At 66.2% G+C, this 15571-nt stretch carries 12 protein-coding genes; 5 read left to right on the plus strand and 7 right to left on the minus strand.

Translation table 11 applies throughout. From position 1 onward, the window contains the following. Window positions 1–36: 36 nt before the first annotated feature. Window positions 37–555 (plus strand): GNAT family N-acetyltransferase, encoded by a 519-nt coding sequence (locus ACHMWQ_RS12405; protein WP_396309438.1) that lies wholly within the window; start codon window positions 37–39, stop codon window positions 553–555. 626 nt (window positions 556–1181) lie between these two features. After that, window positions 1182–2549: a magnesium transporter gene (gene mgtE / locus ACHMWQ_RS12410; RefSeq protein WP_354548442.1), complete on the plus strand. Its 1368-nt coding sequence runs from the start codon at window positions 1182–1184 to the stop codon at window positions 2547–2549. Between the two features lie 148 nt (window positions 2550–2697). On the opposite strand, the gene ACHMWQ_RS12415 is transcribed toward mgtE, so the two are convergent. After that, window positions 2698–3309, minus strand: a complete 612-nt coding sequence (locus ACHMWQ_RS12415; protein ID WP_396307693.1) for a DUF4893 domain-containing protein — start codon at window positions 3307–3309, stop codon at window positions 2698–2700. A 106-nt stretch (window positions 3310–3415) separates the two neighbouring features. On the opposite strand from ACHMWQ_RS12415, the gene prfB reads away from it, so the two are divergent. Then, window positions 3416–4544 (plus strand): peptide chain release factor 2 gene (gene prfB / locus ACHMWQ_RS12420; protein WP_396309439.1). Its coding sequence is split into 2 segments (ribosomal slippage): window positions 3416–3484 and window positions 3486–4544, totalling 1128 coding nucleotides; the frame shifts between segments, so codons are not numbered across the junction. Between the two features lie 57 nt (window positions 4545–4601). Here prfB and ACHMWQ_RS12425 read toward each other — a convergent pair. Then, window positions 4602–5156: a cysteine hydrolase family protein gene (locus ACHMWQ_RS12425; protein WP_396307694.1), complete on the minus strand. Its 555-nt coding sequence runs from the start codon at window positions 5154–5156 to the stop codon at window positions 4602–4604. 102 nt (window positions 5157–5258) lie between these two features. On the opposite strand from ACHMWQ_RS12425, the gene ACHMWQ_RS12430 reads away from it, so the two are divergent. Beyond that, window positions 5259–6230 (plus strand): GlxA family transcriptional regulator, encoded by a 972-nt coding sequence (locus ACHMWQ_RS12430; RefSeq protein WP_396307695.1) that lies wholly within the window; start codon window positions 5259–5261, stop codon window positions 6228–6230. A 14-nt stretch (window positions 6231–6244) separates the two neighbouring features. On the opposite strand, the gene ACHMWQ_RS12435 is transcribed toward ACHMWQ_RS12430, so the two are convergent. From ACHMWQ_RS12435 to bcp, 3 genes are all read right to left on the minus strand, one after another. Continuing rightward, window positions 6245–7549: a peptidoglycan DD-metalloendopeptidase family protein gene (locus ACHMWQ_RS12435; protein ID WP_396307696.1), complete on the minus strand. Its 1305-nt coding sequence runs from the start codon at window positions 7547–7549 to the stop codon at window positions 6245–6247. 239 nt (window positions 7550–7788) lie between these two features. Further along, the gene (locus tag ACHMWQ_RS12440; RefSeq protein WP_396307697.1) at window positions 7789–8616 is read right to left on the minus strand and encodes a ferritin-like domain-containing protein; all 828 of its coding nucleotides are present in this window, start codon (window positions 8614–8616) and stop codon (window positions 7789–7791) included. An 8-nt stretch (window positions 8617–8624) separates the two neighbouring features. After that, on the minus strand, window positions 8625–9092 hold the full coding sequence (gene bcp, locus ACHMWQ_RS12445; RefSeq protein WP_396307698.1) for a thioredoxin-dependent thiol peroxidase: 468 nt from the start codon (window positions 9090–9092) through the stop codon (window positions 8625–8627). Between the two features lie 287 nt (window positions 9093–9379). Here bcp and ACHMWQ_RS12450 point away from each other — a divergent pair, with 287 nt between their 5' ends. Beyond that, window positions 9380–12760, plus strand: coding sequence for an AsmA-like C-terminal region-containing protein (locus tag ACHMWQ_RS12450; protein ID WP_396307699.1), 3381 nt, complete (start codon window positions 9380–9382; stop codon window positions 12758–12760). A 98-nt stretch (window positions 12761–12858) separates the two neighbouring features. On the opposite strand, the gene tyrS is transcribed toward ACHMWQ_RS12450, so the two are convergent. Continuing rightward, on the minus strand, window positions 12859–14112 hold the full coding sequence (gene tyrS, locus ACHMWQ_RS12455) for a tyrosine--tRNA ligase (RefSeq protein WP_396307700.1): 1254 nt from the start codon (window positions 14110–14112) through the stop codon (window positions 12859–12861). A gap of 93 nt (window positions 14113–14205) precedes the next feature. After that, complete coding sequence (locus ACHMWQ_RS12460; RefSeq protein ID WP_396309440.1) at window positions 14206–15267, minus strand: 3-deoxy-7-phosphoheptulonate synthase; 1062 nt, start codon at window positions 15265–15267, stop codon at window positions 14206–14208. Window positions 15268–15571 lie beyond the last annotated feature (304 nt).

Raw genomic sequence — 15571 nt, forward strand, 5'->3', positions numbered from 1 at the left:
ATCCGCGGCCTCTTGTTTGGTGCTGTTTCCTTGACGATGACGAGCGATATCCCGACCAAGCCGGGAACCTGGCGGCCGATGCGGCCGGCCGATCTGCCCGCGGTGGCCGCGATCGCAGACCGGGTTCACGCGGCCTATCCCGAAGATCCCGAAATCTTCGCCGAGCGCCTGCGCCTCTGGCCCAGCGGATGCTGGGTCTATGAGAGCGACGGCGAACTGATCGCTTATGTGCTGAGCCATCCGGCGCAGGCCTTCGCCCCGCCACCGCTCAACTCGCTGCTCGGCGCGCTGCCGGAGCTGCCCACGACCTATTACATCCACGACCTCGCCCTGTTGCCCGAGACGCGCGGGCAGGGCGCGGGCTCGGCCATTGTCCGCCTCCTGCTGGATGGCGCGCGCCAGTCCGGCTGCCCGGATGTCTCCCTCGTCGCCGTGAACGACTCGGCCGGCTTCTGGGGCCGCCACGGCTTCCACACGGTCTCCATCCCGGGGCTTGACGCCAAGCTGCGCAGCTATGACGACGACGCCCGCTTCATGGTCCGGCCGCTGGCGTAGGCGGTCTGAGGGCAGGCGCACTTCCTTCACCTCTCCCTGAGGGAGGCCTTCACACGTCATCGTTGAAGCGCGAGCGCTCGGTCTTGCTGAGCCGTCATCCCGGCGACGGCCGGGATCCATACACGCAGGCCGGGCTTGGAGGGGCTGGCACCTGGGCTTGTTCGGCCGGCGTTCATGGGCCCCGGCCTTCGCCGGGGCGACGAGGGTTCCCCGCGCCGGCGTCGTTTTCCTGAGCGAGAAGCTGTCCGCCCGGAATTGGCTCGGCGTTCTCCTGATCGCGTCCGGGGCGATTCTGGTGGCCATGCGAAGCTGAGGCCGTTCACCTAGGGCATCGCGCTCTCGGGCGCTGCAGCGTTCCCTAGCCGCCTTAAAATGGCGACGCGCGGCAAAACTGCGTCAAATTGAATTTCGTTGCGCCGAGGGAGCGAAAGAGCTTGACGCGGCCGGCGGAGTGGCGCACCTGACCCGGGTCAAGTCGGTTTCCGCTTCTGCGGCCGACCCCCATTGGAACCCCAGTTTCATGTCGAGCGACAGTAGCTGTCGAATACAGGCGCCGCCCACGGCCGCCGTGATCTGATCGCTCGATCGGCTCACGCGACCGGCTGGGTGGCCGATCGGAGTGAGTCATGGAAGATATCGTCCGCGAAGACGAGGCCACCGTGCGTTCGCGCGCTTTGGATCTCGAAGGCGAGCACGTTGCGGATCTCGTCGAACGTCTCAACCAACATGAAGCCGAGGCCAATCCGGCGCTTCTGGCCGGCGTTTCCGACGAAAGGCTGATCGAGGTTCTCGACCAGCCGGAGTTCGAAGCCGCGGTCGAGCTGATGTCGAGCCTGCCGAGCGAGCGCGCGGTCCGGGTGCTGGCCGGCATGTCGGCGGACCGGGCGACCGACCTGCTGGCGGAAATCGACGAGCCGACGCGCTCGCAGCTGATCGCCAAGCTCGATCCCGAAACCCGCAACGCCGTCGCCCGGCTCGCCGCCTATCCGGAAGGCAGCGCCGGCTCGATCATGACCACCGAAGTGGTGAGCGTCCCGGCCAACTGGACCGTTGGCCAGACGCTGCAGCACATTCGCGTCGTCGAGAAGAGCCGCGAGACGATCTACACGATCTGCGTGCTCGACCCGGTCACGCATGCGCTCGTGCAGACCGTGACGCTGCGCCGCCTGATCGCGGCCGACCTCAATGCCCCGGTCCTGTCCGCCGCCCGCCATCGCCGTCCGATCACCGTCACGCCCCGCACCGACCGCGAGGAAGTGGCGCGCCTGTTCTCGAAATACGATCAGATCGCCGTGCCGGTCGTCGACGAACGGTTCCATGTCGTGGGTATCGTCACCGTCGACGACATCATCGACACGATCTTCGAGGAGAGCACGGAAGACGTCCAGAAGTTCGGCGGCATGGAGGCGCTCGACCAGCCCTACATGGACATCGGCTTCCTCAAGATGATGCACAAGCGGGCCGGCTGGCTCTGCGCGCTGTTCATCGGCGAGATGCTGACGGCGACCGCCATGCAGCATTTCGAGCATGAGCTGGAGCGGGCGATCGTGCTGACCCTGTTCATTCCGCTGATCATGAGCTCCGGCGGCAATTCCGGCTCGCAGGCGACCTCTCTGATCATTCGTGCGCTGGCGCTGGGCGAGGTCAAGCTTCGGGATTGGTGGCGGGTCGCGCTACGCGAATTGCCGAGCGGCCTGACGCTGGGCGCCATTCTCGGCACGCTCGGCGTCATCCGCATCAGCGCCTGGCAGGTGCTCGGCCTCTACGACTACGGCCCGCACTGGATGCTGATCGCGGCCACCGTCGGCACCGGCCTGCTCGGGATCGTCACCTTCGGCTCGATGGCGGGCTCCATGCTGCCCTTCATCATGCAGCGGCTCGGCTTCGACCCGGCCAGCGCCTCGGCGCCTTTCGTTGCGACGCTCGTCGATGTCACCGGCCTGGTGATCTATTTCAGCGTGGCGATGGTGATCCTGAGCGGCACGCTGCTTTAGCAAACGGTCAGAGTGCGTCCCTCGAGGCCCGAGCTTCGCTCGGGCACCTCAGGATGTTGAGGACTGTTCCCCAGGGAGCCCTGAACCTCAACATGCCGAGGTGCCGGCCAAAGGCCGGCCTCGAAGCACGCGCGCCGCCCTGTCTGGACTACCGTTTCTGCAGTTCGATGATGTCGAACTTCGATTCGAATTTCGGCAGCGGCAGGTCGAGCCGGTAGCTCTTCGGCCCGGTCTTCAGGAAATAGCCGACCTGGTCGTCGTCGGCTTTGGCGCCATAGCGTCCGGGTTTCTCGCCGGCGATGAAGGAGACGCCGTAATAGAGCAAGCGGTTGGCGGAATCGTCGATGAAACGGCCGGTCAGGCGCTGCGACCCGCTGGTCTTGGTCAGCCGGTAGCCGAGGTCGTCCTCGTCGATCTTGCAGTTGAACCAGCCATAGACGGTGAGCGGCAGGCTGCCGCCCAGCTTGATCGTCCGGCAGCGATAGTCGCCGCGGATATCGACGCCGAGGATCGGCTGGGGCTTCCCGGCCAGCAGCGCGTCGAGCGTCGCCACATCCGCCTTGTCGCCCTTGGCCCGCGCCTCGGCTATGGCCGATTTCTGCGTCGCCTCGTAGCGGGCGATCCGCTCCTTGTCGGTCTTGGTCAGGGTTCGCGCCGCCATGGTGCCATCGGCGAGGGCGCTGCCTGGCACGAGGATCAGCAGCAGGGCCGCCATCGGGCGGAAGCGGCGGGCGAACAAAGCCTTGGGAAGCGGCGTCATCGGGATCTCCCTGGTTGGTCGGCTTGGTTTACATGGGATAGGGGCATCACTATGTTGCCCCACCCGGCGGGGTAACCCGCCCGAACGAGAAATGGACGTCTATCCAATGCGAGCCGAGATCGAAACGATCATCGACGAGATCAAGCAGGGCATCACCCTGCTGAGGAGGCATCTTTGACTGGGATCGTGCCCAGAGACGCCTGCTCGAACTGAACGCCCTCTCCGAGACGCAGAACTTCTGGGATGATCCCCAGAAGGCGCAGAAGCTGATGCGCGAACGCCAGGGCCTCGAGGACGGCATCAACGCCGTTCTGACCAGCGAGCGCGAGCTTCAGGACAATATCGAGCTGATCGAGATGGGCGAGGCCGAGGGGGATCCCTCGATCGTCGCCGAGGCCGAGGCTGCGATTTTCGCGCTCAAGGGCGACATTCGCAAGCGCCAGGTCAATTCGATGCTCTCCGGCGAGGCCGACGGCAACGACACCTATGTCGAAGTGCATGCCGGCGCCGGCGGCACGGAGAGCCAGGACTGGGCCAACATCCTGCTGCGCATGTATACGCGCTGGGCGGAGAAGAGCGGCCGCAAGGTCGAACTGCTGGAAGTCCATGACGGCGAAGAGGCGGGCATCAAGTCGGCCACCATCCTCGTCAAGGGCGAGCAGTCCTATGGCTGGTTGAAGACCGAATCGGGCGTGCACCGCCTGGTCCGCATCTCGCCCTATGACAGCGCCGCGCGCCGCCACACCTCGTTCGCCTCGATCTGGGTCTATCCGGTCGTCGATGATTCGATCGAGATCGAGATCAACGAGAGCGACTGCCGCATCGATACCTATCGCGCGCAGGGCGCCGGCGGCCAGCACATCAATACGACCGACTCGGCCGTGCGCATCACGCACATTCCGTCCGGCATCGTCGTGCAGTGCCAGAACGAGCGCTCGCAGCACAAGAACCGGGCCGCTGCCTGGGACATGCTGCGCTCGCGCCTCTACGAGGCCGAGCTGGAGCGTCGCGAGGCTGCCGCGATGGCGACGGAATCGACCAAGAAGGACATCGGCTGGGGTCACCAGATCCGGTCCTACGTCATGCAGCCCTACCAGCTGGTCAAGGATCTGCGCACGGGCGTGGAATCGACCAGCCCGCAGGACGTGCTGAATGGCGATCTGAACGACTTCATGGAAGCAGCCCTGGCCCAGCGCCTCGGCGGCAACGAAGTCGACGTCCAGGATCTCGACTGATTCTTCTCCGGGCGGGGCTTGGCTCCGCCCGGATGTTGGGGACTCACTCCGCCGCCATCAGCCCTCGCCAGCGATCCACTCGGCCGCACCGATCACCTTGGCGTAGCCGAAGGCCAGTGCGGCCATGTTGGCGGCATGGACCTGCGCGGCGGGAACCGTCGTGCCGTTGAATTCCAGCGCGCGCGTTGCACAGGCATCGTGGATGACGACGGTCTTGTAGCCGAAGTCGGCGGCGGCGCGGCCGGTCGCGGCGATGCACATGTGGCTCATTGCGCCGACGAGCACGACCTCGTCGATCCCGCGCTCGTCGAGAACCTGCTTCAGTACCGTCTCGCGAAACGCGTTCGGGAAATGCTTGGTCACGACCGTCTCGTCGCCCTGGGGCCGGACGGTCGCGTGGATCTCGGCGCCCTCGGTGCCGGGGACGAAGAAGGGCGCTTCCGGCGACGTTGCCAGATGCTGGATGTGGATGACGGCATCGCCCCTTTGGCGGGCTGCGTCGATGACCTTCGCCGCCTGCGCAGCGGCGGCTTCGATGCCCTCCAACGACCATTTGCCATCCGGAAAATAGTCATTCTGCAGATCGACGACGACGATGGCGCGTTGGCTCATGGCGGCTCTTCCCGATGGCTGGTTGTTCACAGCGCCACTATGGCAGCGTAGGGGACAGCGCCATATTGTCGATATCGACAAATGGCGGGGTGATTTGGACATATGGGGAAGGTGGAAATTCGAGAGCTCGGCCTGGTGCTCTATCCCGAGGCGCAGATGGCCGGCGTGCTCGGCCTGACCGACCTGTTCGCCGTCGCCAACCGCACGGCATTGCGACAGGGAAAGGCCGCCAGCGCGCCGCTTCGTGTCTCCCATTGGCGCCTGTCCGAGCCGGGTGGGGCGGTCGTCCGCGTGTTCGACAGCGCGCCGGAGGGCGCCAGCACGCCCGCCGCCCTGATCCTGCCGCCGAGCCTCGGCGATCCGATCGGGCCGGAGTCCGCCGCGCCCTATGCGGCATGGCTGCGCGAATTCCATGCGGGCGGCGGTACGCTCGTCTCCGTCTGCGCCGGCGCCTTCCTGCTCGGCGAAACCGGCCTGCTCGCAGGCCGGACCGCCACGACGCATTGGGGGCTCGGAGAGGCCTTCGCCCGGCGGTTTCCCGACGTGCGGCTGGATCTCGACCGGCTGATCGTCGATGAGGGCGACATCGTCACCGCCGGCGGGCTGATGGCCTGGACGGATCTCGGCCTCAAGCTGGTCGATCGCTATCTCGGCTCGGAGGTGATGCTTGAGACGGCGCGCGTGCTGCTGGTCGATCCGCCGGGGCGCGAGCAGCGCTACTACAGCACCTTCGTGCCGCGGCTGGGTCATGGCGACCGGGCGGTTCTGCAGGCGCAGCACTGGCTGCATGGGCTGGCCGACGGCGAGGCCTCGCTGGAGCGGCTCGCCTCGCAGGCGGGGCTGGAGCAGCGCACCTTCCTGCGCCGCTTCCGCAAGGCGACCGGGCTGACGACGACGGAATACCAGCAGCAGCTCAAGGTGAACCGCGCGCGCGAACTGCTTCAGTTCAGCGCGCTGTCGGCCGACCAGATCGCCTGGCAGGTCGGCTATGGCGATTCCGGTGCGTTCCGGAAGGTGTTCGTGCGGATCGTCGGGCTGTCGCCGGCGGAATACCGCCGGCGCTTTCACGCCTAAAGCGAGACTGCTCGCTAGAGCAGGGCGGTGATTTCCTGGCCGGCGCGGAGATAGATCATCGGATCGATGGCTTCGCCGTCGATGCGGATCTCGTAGTGCAGGTGCGGGCCGGTCGAGCGGCCGGTGGAACCGACCTGGCCGATCTTCTGCCCGGCCACGACGCGCTCGCCGACCTTGACGCTGATCTTGCTCAGGTGGCCGTAGCGGGTCACGACGCCGTTGCCGTGGTCGACATCGACGCAATTGCCGTAGCCGCCATTATAGCCCGCGGCAACGATCCGGCCGCCATTGACGGCGCGGGCCGGGTAGCCGGTCGGCGCGCGGAAATCGATTCCTGTATGCATCGCCGGACGGCCGAGGAACGGGTCGGAGCGGGTACCGAAGCGGCTGCTGATGTCGGCGTTCTCGATCGGCCGCTTCAGCGGCAGGTCGAGCGCGATCTGCCGGAGCTTGGCGAGGCGGTCGAACTGGCTGGTCAGCGTCGCCACATCCGCCTTGAAGTTGGCCGGGCTGGAAATCGCGCCCCTGGGCGCGGGCACGAACGGACCGCCGACACCGGACGGGGCGGGCGGCACGCGGCGGCCGAGCTTGCGCAGCGCCGCGTCGATCTTCTGTGTCCGCTTGGTGACGCCGGCCATCAGGCCGCCCACCAGCGCGTCCTGATCGGCCGCCATCGAGGCGATCTTGTCCTCGAGCGGATCGAGGCGCGGGGCGACAATGGCCGGCATGGGCTGCGGCGAACGCAGGCCCATGTCGGCGAACTGCACGGAAGGCTTGGCGACGGCCGGCGAAATCGAACCCGTCACTTCGGGGTCGAGCGCGGCCTTGCGGCCCTTGGCCGGCTTTGGCTTGGCGGGGGTCGAGGGCTGGATCGGCACATCCAATCCGGCGCGGCGGGCTGCCTCGGCAACCTTTGCAAGCGCCTTCTGGCGGGCTTCGAGTTCCTTCTGGCGGTCGAGCAGGCTGCGCACCTTCTCGTCGACGCCGGCGCTCTCCTTCGAGCGCGTCTTGTTCAGCGTCTCGATCTCGGCATTCAGCTTGCCCACCTTGTCGCGCAGCGTTGCGACCTGGGTCTCATAGGCCGTGATCTGGCCCTCGTGAATGGCGCTGGCTTCGAGCTCGCGCGCCTCGCGGACGTTTTGCGAGGCGATGATGGCCTTCTGCTGCTCTTCGGCGGCCTTGAGCAGGCCGTCCCGAAAGACGAGATAGGCCGTTGCGCCGAAGTACAGCGTCGTGAGCAGCAGCAGGCAGACACCGCCAAGCGCGATCGTGCGCCGGCGAACGTGGATGGCCCGCACGCGGTCGCCATCGGCGATCACGATTTGCGTCTTGCCCCGTCTGCCACCCGCCCGTGCCTGCGGCGCTTCGGGCTCCGGTAGCGGGGGGGCGGGAAGGTGAGAGACGAGGCTCTGGCGGGGGATTGGATGATAATCTTGATACTGACTCGGCATCTGCGTTCCAACCGTAACGTCGGTACTCGGACCTTTGGCCGAGGAGAACGACCGATCGCAACGATTAGAGGCGGTTAAGGTTAAAGCTTGGTTGATGCCGCGCCGTCTCAGCGGTCCCGGGAGGGGGCGAGGGGGCGGTAGAAGCCCGGCGTCATGCCTGCCTCGGAGCGCGCTGCCTCGTTGAAGGGGGGCTTCAGCGGACCGCGGAAATGCTTGATTACCAGCTGCCGGAAGGTCGGTTCCGGCGCCAGATTCTGTCGGTCGCACATGAAGCGGAACCACTTGGCCCCGAAGGCGACATGGCGCTTTTCGTCGCGGTAGATGATCGAAAGAATGGCCGCGCTTTCGGCGTCGCCGACTTCAATCATCTTGTCGATCAAGGGCGGCGTGACGTCGAGCCCGCGCGCTTCCAGCACGAGCGGCAGGATGGCGAGCCGGGCGGTCAGGTCGTGTCCGGTTTCCTGGGTCGCCTGCCAGAGCCCGTCATGCGCCGGAAGGTCGCCATAGGCGGCGCCGAGCGAACGAAGCCGGTCGGCCAGCAGCGAATAGTGCTTGGCCTCCTCCAGCCCCACCTGCACCCAATTGTCGAAGAACGAGCGGGGCAGGGGGACGCGCACGAAGCGGCCGACCAGATCCCAGGTCAGGTCGACGGCGTTCAGCTCGATATGGGCGAGCGAATGGATCATCGAGATCCGGCCATGCTCGGAATGAACCGAGCGCTTGGGCAATTCGCGCGGCGGCACCAGCACCAGATTGGCGGGACGGCCGGGCCGTTCCGGCATGGCGCCGTCGAGCGGCCCCGCCGAGAGCGACAGGCGACGGCCGAACCAGGCCTTGGCGGTGGCGAAGGCAAGCTCGACCTTCTCGTCGAGATCGGCGGTGGCGACAATGCGGGCGGAAGCCGCGGCGAGGCTGCGCAGGTCGGTCGGTTCCATGAGGGGCTTCATGCGCTCCGGGCGGCGGCGAGGACCTCGTCGACATGCCCCTTCACCTTCACCTTTTCCCAGGTGCGGGCGATTCTGCCGTCGCGGTCGATCAGATAGGTGGTGCGGACCACCCCCATATATTTGTGCCCGAACATCGATTTCTCCTCCCAGACGCCATAGCTCTCCAGCATGGCTTTGTTTTCATCGGAGGCGAGCGTGATCGAGAGTTTGTGCTTCTTCCGGAAGCGCTCGTGAGATTGGACGCTGTCGGGCGACACGCCGATCACCAAGGTATCGGCCGCCTCGAAGTCGGCCTGACGCGCCGAAAAGTCGATCGCTTCCACAGTGCAGCCGGAAGTGTTGTCCTTCGGGTAGAAATAGAGGACTACCTTGCGTCCCTTCAGCTCCGAGAGCTTGATTCTGCTGCCGCCATCGGTCGGAAGGTCGAAATCCGGAGCCAGGGAACCTTGGGTCAGTGTGGACATGCTGCCTTCCTTTCGTCGCACTTGTCTGGCGTGAGAAGCAGAATTGACGGGGAATTTGCAAGTGGGGCTTGGATCGGCTCGCGATTCCGGATGAGATCAGAATCCGCACGTCGGTCTCCTGCTTCGGATCGGTCGACGTCACCGATGAGTTTCACGCCGCTCCCCGAACGGATGCGGCCGGCAAGGGGTGTTGACGCCTGACAATGCGCCTCGACGAGTATCCATCGGCGCGCGCTCACCGGCCTCTCTATGAGCGTCCGCCGCCGAGACGGCGTGGCTGGTCCAGCTTGCTGCTGCGTCTTCTTGGGGCGTTTCTTCTGCTCGTCGTGATCCTGTTCGGCACGCTGGCGGCCATCGTGGCCACAGGGCCGGTCGAACTCGACGCCGTGCGCGACCGTGTGCGCGCCTCGCTCGCCTCCCGCCTCGGGCCGGACTATGCGGTAAAGGTCGGCCGCGCCCTGATCGATGTCGATCCCGTGCTCGGCCTCGTCGTCCAGCTCGACGATATCTCCGTGCGCGATCGCGCCAATGTCGTCGTCGGCAACGTTCCGGCGGCGCGGCTGGCGATCGATCCGCTCTCGCTCCTGCGTCTTCGCCTCAACATCCGCACGGTCGAGATTTCCGACGCCGACGTCTCCTTCGTGCGTGCCCCCTCGGGCGCGGTCTATCTGGGCACGGCGGATACCGATCACCAGCCCGGTCCGCCACCGACGGTGACCGCGGCGGCGCCGACGGCGCCAGAGAGCGCCACCGCGCCCGAGAGCGCCGATGTCGCCGATGGCGGCTTCCCCGACCTGCTGCGGGCGTTGCGCACCGTCAATGGCGCGCTCGATCCGGCCGTGGACTTCGCGATCTCGCGCGGCTTCGAGCGTCTGTCGGTCGATGCCTCGACGATCCGGGTCTGGGACGCCGTGCAGATGCAGCAGCGCAGCTTCGGGCACACCGACATCGCGCTGACCGTGGATGCCGATACCGGCGCCGTGAAGGCCAATCTCGATACGTCGGGCTATGCCGGGCGCTGGGGCGTGCTGGCCGAGCGCACCGTCGATCCCGAGACCCACGACCGCAACCTTTCGCTGATCTTCTCGCAGCTGTCGCTGGCCGATCTCAATCCTGCCCTGGGCCGGCCGGACAGCATGCTGCAATCCAACGTGCCGATGTTCGGCCGCGCCACCGTTCGCCTGAACGACAAGGGAAACGTGCAGGCAGCGACGGTTCGACTGGATCTCGGCGCCGGCACATTCGTCTCGGGGCTTGGCAAGGACACGGTGCTGCTCGACGAGGCGACGGTGCGGCTGCGCTGGGATGTGCCGCGCCGCGCCATCGTCATCGAGCCGTCCTCCTTCTTCTTCGGCGACACCCGCGCCGTCGTCGCCGGCGAGGTCAAGCCGCTGAGCGACAAGGCGGATGGCCGATACGGCTTCACGCTGGAGAGCCGCAATGCGGTTCTCTTCGCCGCCGACGCCAACGCACCGCCGATCGTCGCCGATAGGATCGCCTTCGTCGGCACCGCCGATGTTGACGCGAAGCGCATCGATTTCACCGACGCCTCGATCACGACCCAGGGCGGCTCGATCGCCGCGGCCGGCTCGCTGGGACTTGAGGGCGCAACGCCGTCGCTCGCCATGGCAGCCTCGTTCTCGCCGATGGCGCTCTCGACGCTGAAGCAAATGTGGCCGCCCTTTCTCGCCGGCGGGGCGCGCAAGTGGGCCTATGAGCATGTGACGGGCGGGACGCTGGAAGCGGGCCGCTTCGAGGCATCCGTGCCGGCCGGCGTCCTGTGGACCGGCGAGCGTGTGGTCCTGCCGGAAGAATATATGCGCCTCGACATGCGCCTCGAAGACGTGTCGTTCACGACGATCGGAACGGTCCCGACCGTCACCGGCGCGAGCGGCAATGCCGTGCTGGCGGGCTCGACCTTCGGCCTCGACATCGAGAAGGGCAGGGTCGTCACCTCGCTTGGCAAGACGGTCGAGATCACGGCCGGCGCCTTCGCCGTCTCCAACACCGCCCAGCGCTTCCCCGACGCGCAGATCGAGATGCAGCTGGAAGGCGATGTCGGCGCCATGGCCGAGATCGCCAATAGCGAACCGATGCGCGCCATGGAGCGCCGCTCGATCGACCCGGCGACCCTTTCCGGCAAGGCGCAGGCCACCGTCTCGATCAAGCTGCCGCTCCAGCCCGGGCTGACGCCGACCGAAGTCGACTGGCGCGTCGGGCTGACGACCACGGGCTTTGCCAGCAGCGAGCCGATCGAAGGCAAGCTGGTAAAGAACGGCGCCTTCTCCATGACAGCGACGCAGGCGGAGGTCGAACTGCACGGCAAGGCGACGATCAACGGCGTCCCGGTCTCGATCGACGTCACCCAGCCGCTCGGCGACACGGATGGCGACGGGCAGACCGAGGCCGGCCGTCGCAAGGTGACGCTGAGCCTCGATGAGAAGGCCCGCAAGGCGCTCGGCATCGGCCTCGACAATGTCATCGGCGGCACGGTCGGCGCCACCGTTTCCGACCTCGGCGATGGCAGCAAGGGGCAGCATTACGAGCTGGACCTGAAGCAGGCGCGCCTCGTGCTCCAGGCCGTCGGCTGGTCCAAGGGCATCGGCGTTCCGGCCAAGCTGAGCTTCGATCTGCGCCCGAGCGGCAATGGCTTTGTCGTCGAGAACATGGTCGCTGCGGGCGACGGCTTCGGCTTCAAGGGCAAGGCCGTGCTCGACTCCAAATACGGCCTCGTCTCCGCTGATCTCGATCGGCTGGCGCTGCGCAAGGGCGACCAGATTTCCGTCAATCTGAGCCGCAAGGGCAATGGCTACGCGATCGTGGCGCGGGGGTCTTCCTTCGACGTGCGCGGGCTGATCGCGCAGTACAAGTCGGCGGCGATGGGGCCGAGCGAGGGCGCGGCCGACATCTCGCTCGACGCCAAGGTCGGCACGCTGATCGGCTTCAACCAGGCGACGCTGTCGGACGCCACCGTCGTCGTGCAGGCACGTGGCGGCACCGTGCAGAAGGCGTCGCTCGAAGGCATGCTCGACAAGGGCGGCATCTCGCTCAGCTTCATCGACGGCGGCGACAAGGCCGAGCTGCGGCTGAACTCCGGCGATGCCGGCAGCGTGTTCCGCTTCATCGACATTTACGGCCGCATCGCCGGCGGGCGCTTGACCCTGACGGGAACCCGGGCGGGCTCCAGCGGGCCGTTCTCCGGCGTATTCGACGTCTGGAATTTCCGCATCGTCGACGAGCCGTCGATGAGTCGGCTGGTTTCCGCCACCAATGGCAGCGGCCCCGAGGCGACGCGCACCGGCCTCGATCCGTCCAACGTGCCGTTCGACCGCATGCGGCTCGATTACACCAAGCGTGGCTCGATCGTCGTCATCGACGACGCTACCCTGCGCGGCGCCTCGGTCGGCGCGACATTCAACGGAACGCTCGACCTCGCCCGCCAGACCGTCTCGCTGGCCGGTACCTACCTGCCGGCCTATGCCTTCAACAATTTGTTCGGCAGGCTTCCCATCATCGGTCTGGCGCTGGGCGGCGGCAGCAAGGGCGGCCTGATCGGCGTCACCTTCAAGGTGGACGGCAAGCTCGGCGCGCCCAGCCTGATGATCAACCCCCTCTCGGTCATCACCCCCGGCATCTTCCGCAAGATCTTCGAGTTTCCGGTCAACTGAACGGCGGGGCTACTGATCGTTCCGGATCGCTTCCCTCAAAACAAGAAAAAGGCGGCGCGGTTGCCTGCGCCGCCTTGGAATTCAACCGGTCCGGAAGCTTAGAGCGGGCGGACCAGGATGTGCTTCTTGCGGCCGAGCGACAGCTTGACCACGCCTTCCGCCGTCAGTGCGTCCGGGCCGACCAGAACCTTCTCGTCGGTGATCGCCTGGTCGTTGACGCGCAGGCCGCCGCCCTTGATCTGGCGGCGGGCTTCGCCGTTCGAGGCGACGAGGCCGGCCTGCACGAACAGCGACAGCACGCCAAGGCCGTTGGCGAAGTCGGACGCAGCGACCTCGATCGTCGGCAGATTTTCCGCCAGCGCGCCTTCCTCGAAGGTGCGGCGCGCCGTTTCTGCGGCTTCCTCGGCCGCGGCGCGGCCATGCGCCAGCGCCGTCACCTCGGTGGCGAGGATCTTCTTGGCGTCGTTGATCTCGGAGCCGCCCAGCGCCGCCAGGCGGGCGATCTCGTCCAGCGGCAGCTCGGTGTAGAGCTTCAGAAAGCGCTCGACGTCGCCATCCTCGGTGTTGCGCCAGAACTGCCAGAACTCGTACGAGCCGAGCATGTCGGCGTTGAGCCAGACGGCGCCGTTCGCGGTCTTGCCCATCTTGGCGCCGGACGAGGTGGTCAGCAGCGGCGTGGTCAGCGCGTAGAACTGCTTGTCCAGCATGCGGTGGCCGAGCTCGATGCCATTGACGATGTTGCCCCACTGGTCGGAGCCGCCCATCTGCAGCGTCACGTCATGGCGCTGGTTCAGCTCGACGAAGTCATAGGCCTGCAGGATCATGTAGTTGAATTCGAGGAAGGAGAGCGACTGCTCGCGGTCGAGGCGCATCTTCACCGAGTCGAAGGAAAGCATGCGGTTGACCGAGAAGTGGCGGCCGACATCGCGCAGGAAGTCGATATAATGCAGGCCGTTCAGCCATTCGGCATTGTTGGTCATGATCGCCGGGCGCTCGGCGCGGTCGAAATCGAGGTAGTTGGCGAACACCTTGCGGATGCCGGCGAGGTTCTCGTCGATCATCTCGTCGGTGAGCAGCTTGCGCGCCTCGTCCTTGAAGGACGGGTCGCCGATGCGGGTGGTGCCGCCGCCCATCAGCGCCAGGGGGCGATGGCCGGTCTTCTGCATCCAGCGCAGCATCATGATCTGCATCAGCGAGCCGACATGCAGGCTCTTCGCCGTGGCGTCGAAGCCGATATAGCCGGTGACCGTCTCCGTCGCGAAGCGGCGATCGAGCCCTTCGCTATCCGAGCACTGGTGGACGAAGCCACGCTCGGTCAGGATCTGCATCAACTCGGACTTGAAGGCGCTCATGACGGACCTTTGGAAGAAGGATGGGATTGGCCGGCTTTCTAGCAGCCGGAACGGGAAATTTCACCTCGAAGGGCGAAATTTCCCGGATCAGGGTCAGGCAGCGCGGCGGGCGCGGGCCCGGCGGGCTTCCACGGCGGCGGCGAGACGCTCGAGAACGTCGACCGAGGTGTCCCAGTCGATGCAGCCATCGGTGATGCTCTGGCCGTAGACGAGCGGCTGGCCTTCGATCAGGTCCTGCCGGCCGGCGACCAGGTTGCTCTCCACCATCACGCCCATGATGCGGTTGTCGCCGGCCTCGACCTGGCGGGCGATGTCCTCGACGACGATCGGCTGGTTTTCCGGCTTCTTCGAGGAGTTGGCATGGCTGGCGTCGATCATGATCTTCGGCGTGATGCCGGCCTTTTCCGAGGCCTTGGCCGCTTCCTCGACGCTGGCGGCGTCAAAATTGGTCGATTTTCCGCCGCGCAGGATGATGTGGCAGTCCTCGTTGCCGACCGTGGTGGCGATGGCGGACCGTCCGGTCTTGGTGACGGCCAGGAAATGATGCGGCTGCGACGCCGAGAGAACCGCGTCGAGCGCGATCTTGACGTTGCCGTCCGTGCCGTTCTTGAAGCCGACCGCGCAGGAGAGGCCGGAGGCCAGCTCGCGATGCACCTGGCTTTCGGTCGTGCGCGCGCCGATCGCGCCCCAGCCGACGAGATCGGCGAAATATTGCGGCGTCGTCATGTCGAGGAATTCGGAGCCGGCCGGCACGCCGAGATCGTTGATGTCGAGCAGCAGGTTGCGCGCAATGCGCAGGCCCTTGTCGATCTCGAAGCTGCCGTCGAGGTCGGGATCGTTGATCAGGCCCTTCCAGCCGACGGTCGTGCGCGGCTTCTCGAAATAGACCCGCATGATGATCTCGAGCCGGTCCGCGAGGTAGGGGCGGATTTCGGCGAGCCGGCGGGCGTAGTCCATCGCGGCGACGGGATCATGGATCGAGCAGGGGCCGATGACGACGGCGAGGCGGTCATCGGTGCCGTGCAGGATGTTGTGCAGCGCGGTTCGGGCGCAGGTGACGGTGTCGCTGGCGGTTTCGGTGCGGGGGAACTCGCGCATCACCTGTTCGGGTGTCGAGAGTTCTTTCAATTCGCGGATGCGGAGGTCGTCGGTGATCAGCACGGTGTGGCTCCTTGAGAAATTGGACCACCCGGCGGCATAAAAAAGCCGCCAGGTGTCTGGCGGCTTCGGGACATTTTGCGGCTTTTTAGACCGCGCGCACCCCTACCTCCGCCATTGCGAGCGGATAGCTAAAGTACCAAGCATAGGTGGTGGCGGCGAAAGTCATGACAGCGCATATAGATCAGCCGAAACGGTTTGTCACGGGGGACGTTGCGGCTTTTGACGAAACGGCGCGACTGTTGCCGATCTGCTCTTTGCGGAAGCGACGCATGCGGCTATCCCGGATTGGAATAGTTCC

Origin of the sequence: Kaistia sp. UC242_56 (assembly GCF_044452255.1) — a bacterium.
GTDB lineage: Bacteria > Pseudomonadota > Alphaproteobacteria > Rhizobiales > Kaistiaceae > Kaistia > Kaistia defluvii_A.

Excerpts from the sequence above, each read along its gene's own strand:
- ACHMWQ_RS12440 (WP_396307697.1), bottom strand. The coding sequence starts at position 8,616 with ATGGAACCGACCGACCTGCGCAGCCTCGCCGCGGCTTCCGCCCGCATT.
- ACHMWQ_RS12405 (WP_396309438.1), top strand. The coding sequence starts at position 37 with ATGACGAGCGATATCCCGACCAAGCCGGGAACCTGGCGGCCGATGCGG.
- mgtE (WP_354548442.1), top strand. The coding sequence starts at position 1,182 with ATGGAAGATATCGTCCGCGAAGACGAGGCCACCGTGCGTTCGCGCGCT.
- ACHMWQ_RS12430 (WP_396307695.1), top strand. The coding sequence starts at position 5,259 with ATGGGGAAGGTGGAAATTCGAGAGCTCGGCCTGGTGCTCTATCCCGAG.
- ACHMWQ_RS12415 (WP_396307693.1), bottom strand. The coding sequence starts at position 3,309 with ATGACGCCGCTTCCCAAGGCTTTGTTCGCCCGCCGCTTCCGCCCGATG.
- ACHMWQ_RS12425 (WP_396307694.1), bottom strand. The coding sequence starts at position 5,156 with ATGAGCCAACGCGCCATCGTCGTCGTCGATCTGCAGAATGACTATTTT.
- tyrS (WP_396307700.1), bottom strand. The coding sequence starts at position 14,112 with ATGAGCGCCTTCAAGTCCGAGTTGATGCAGATCCTGACCGAGCGTGGC.
- bcp (WP_396307698.1), bottom strand. The coding sequence starts at position 9,092 with ATGTCCACACTGACCCAAGGTTCCCTGGCTCCGGATTTCGACCTTCCG.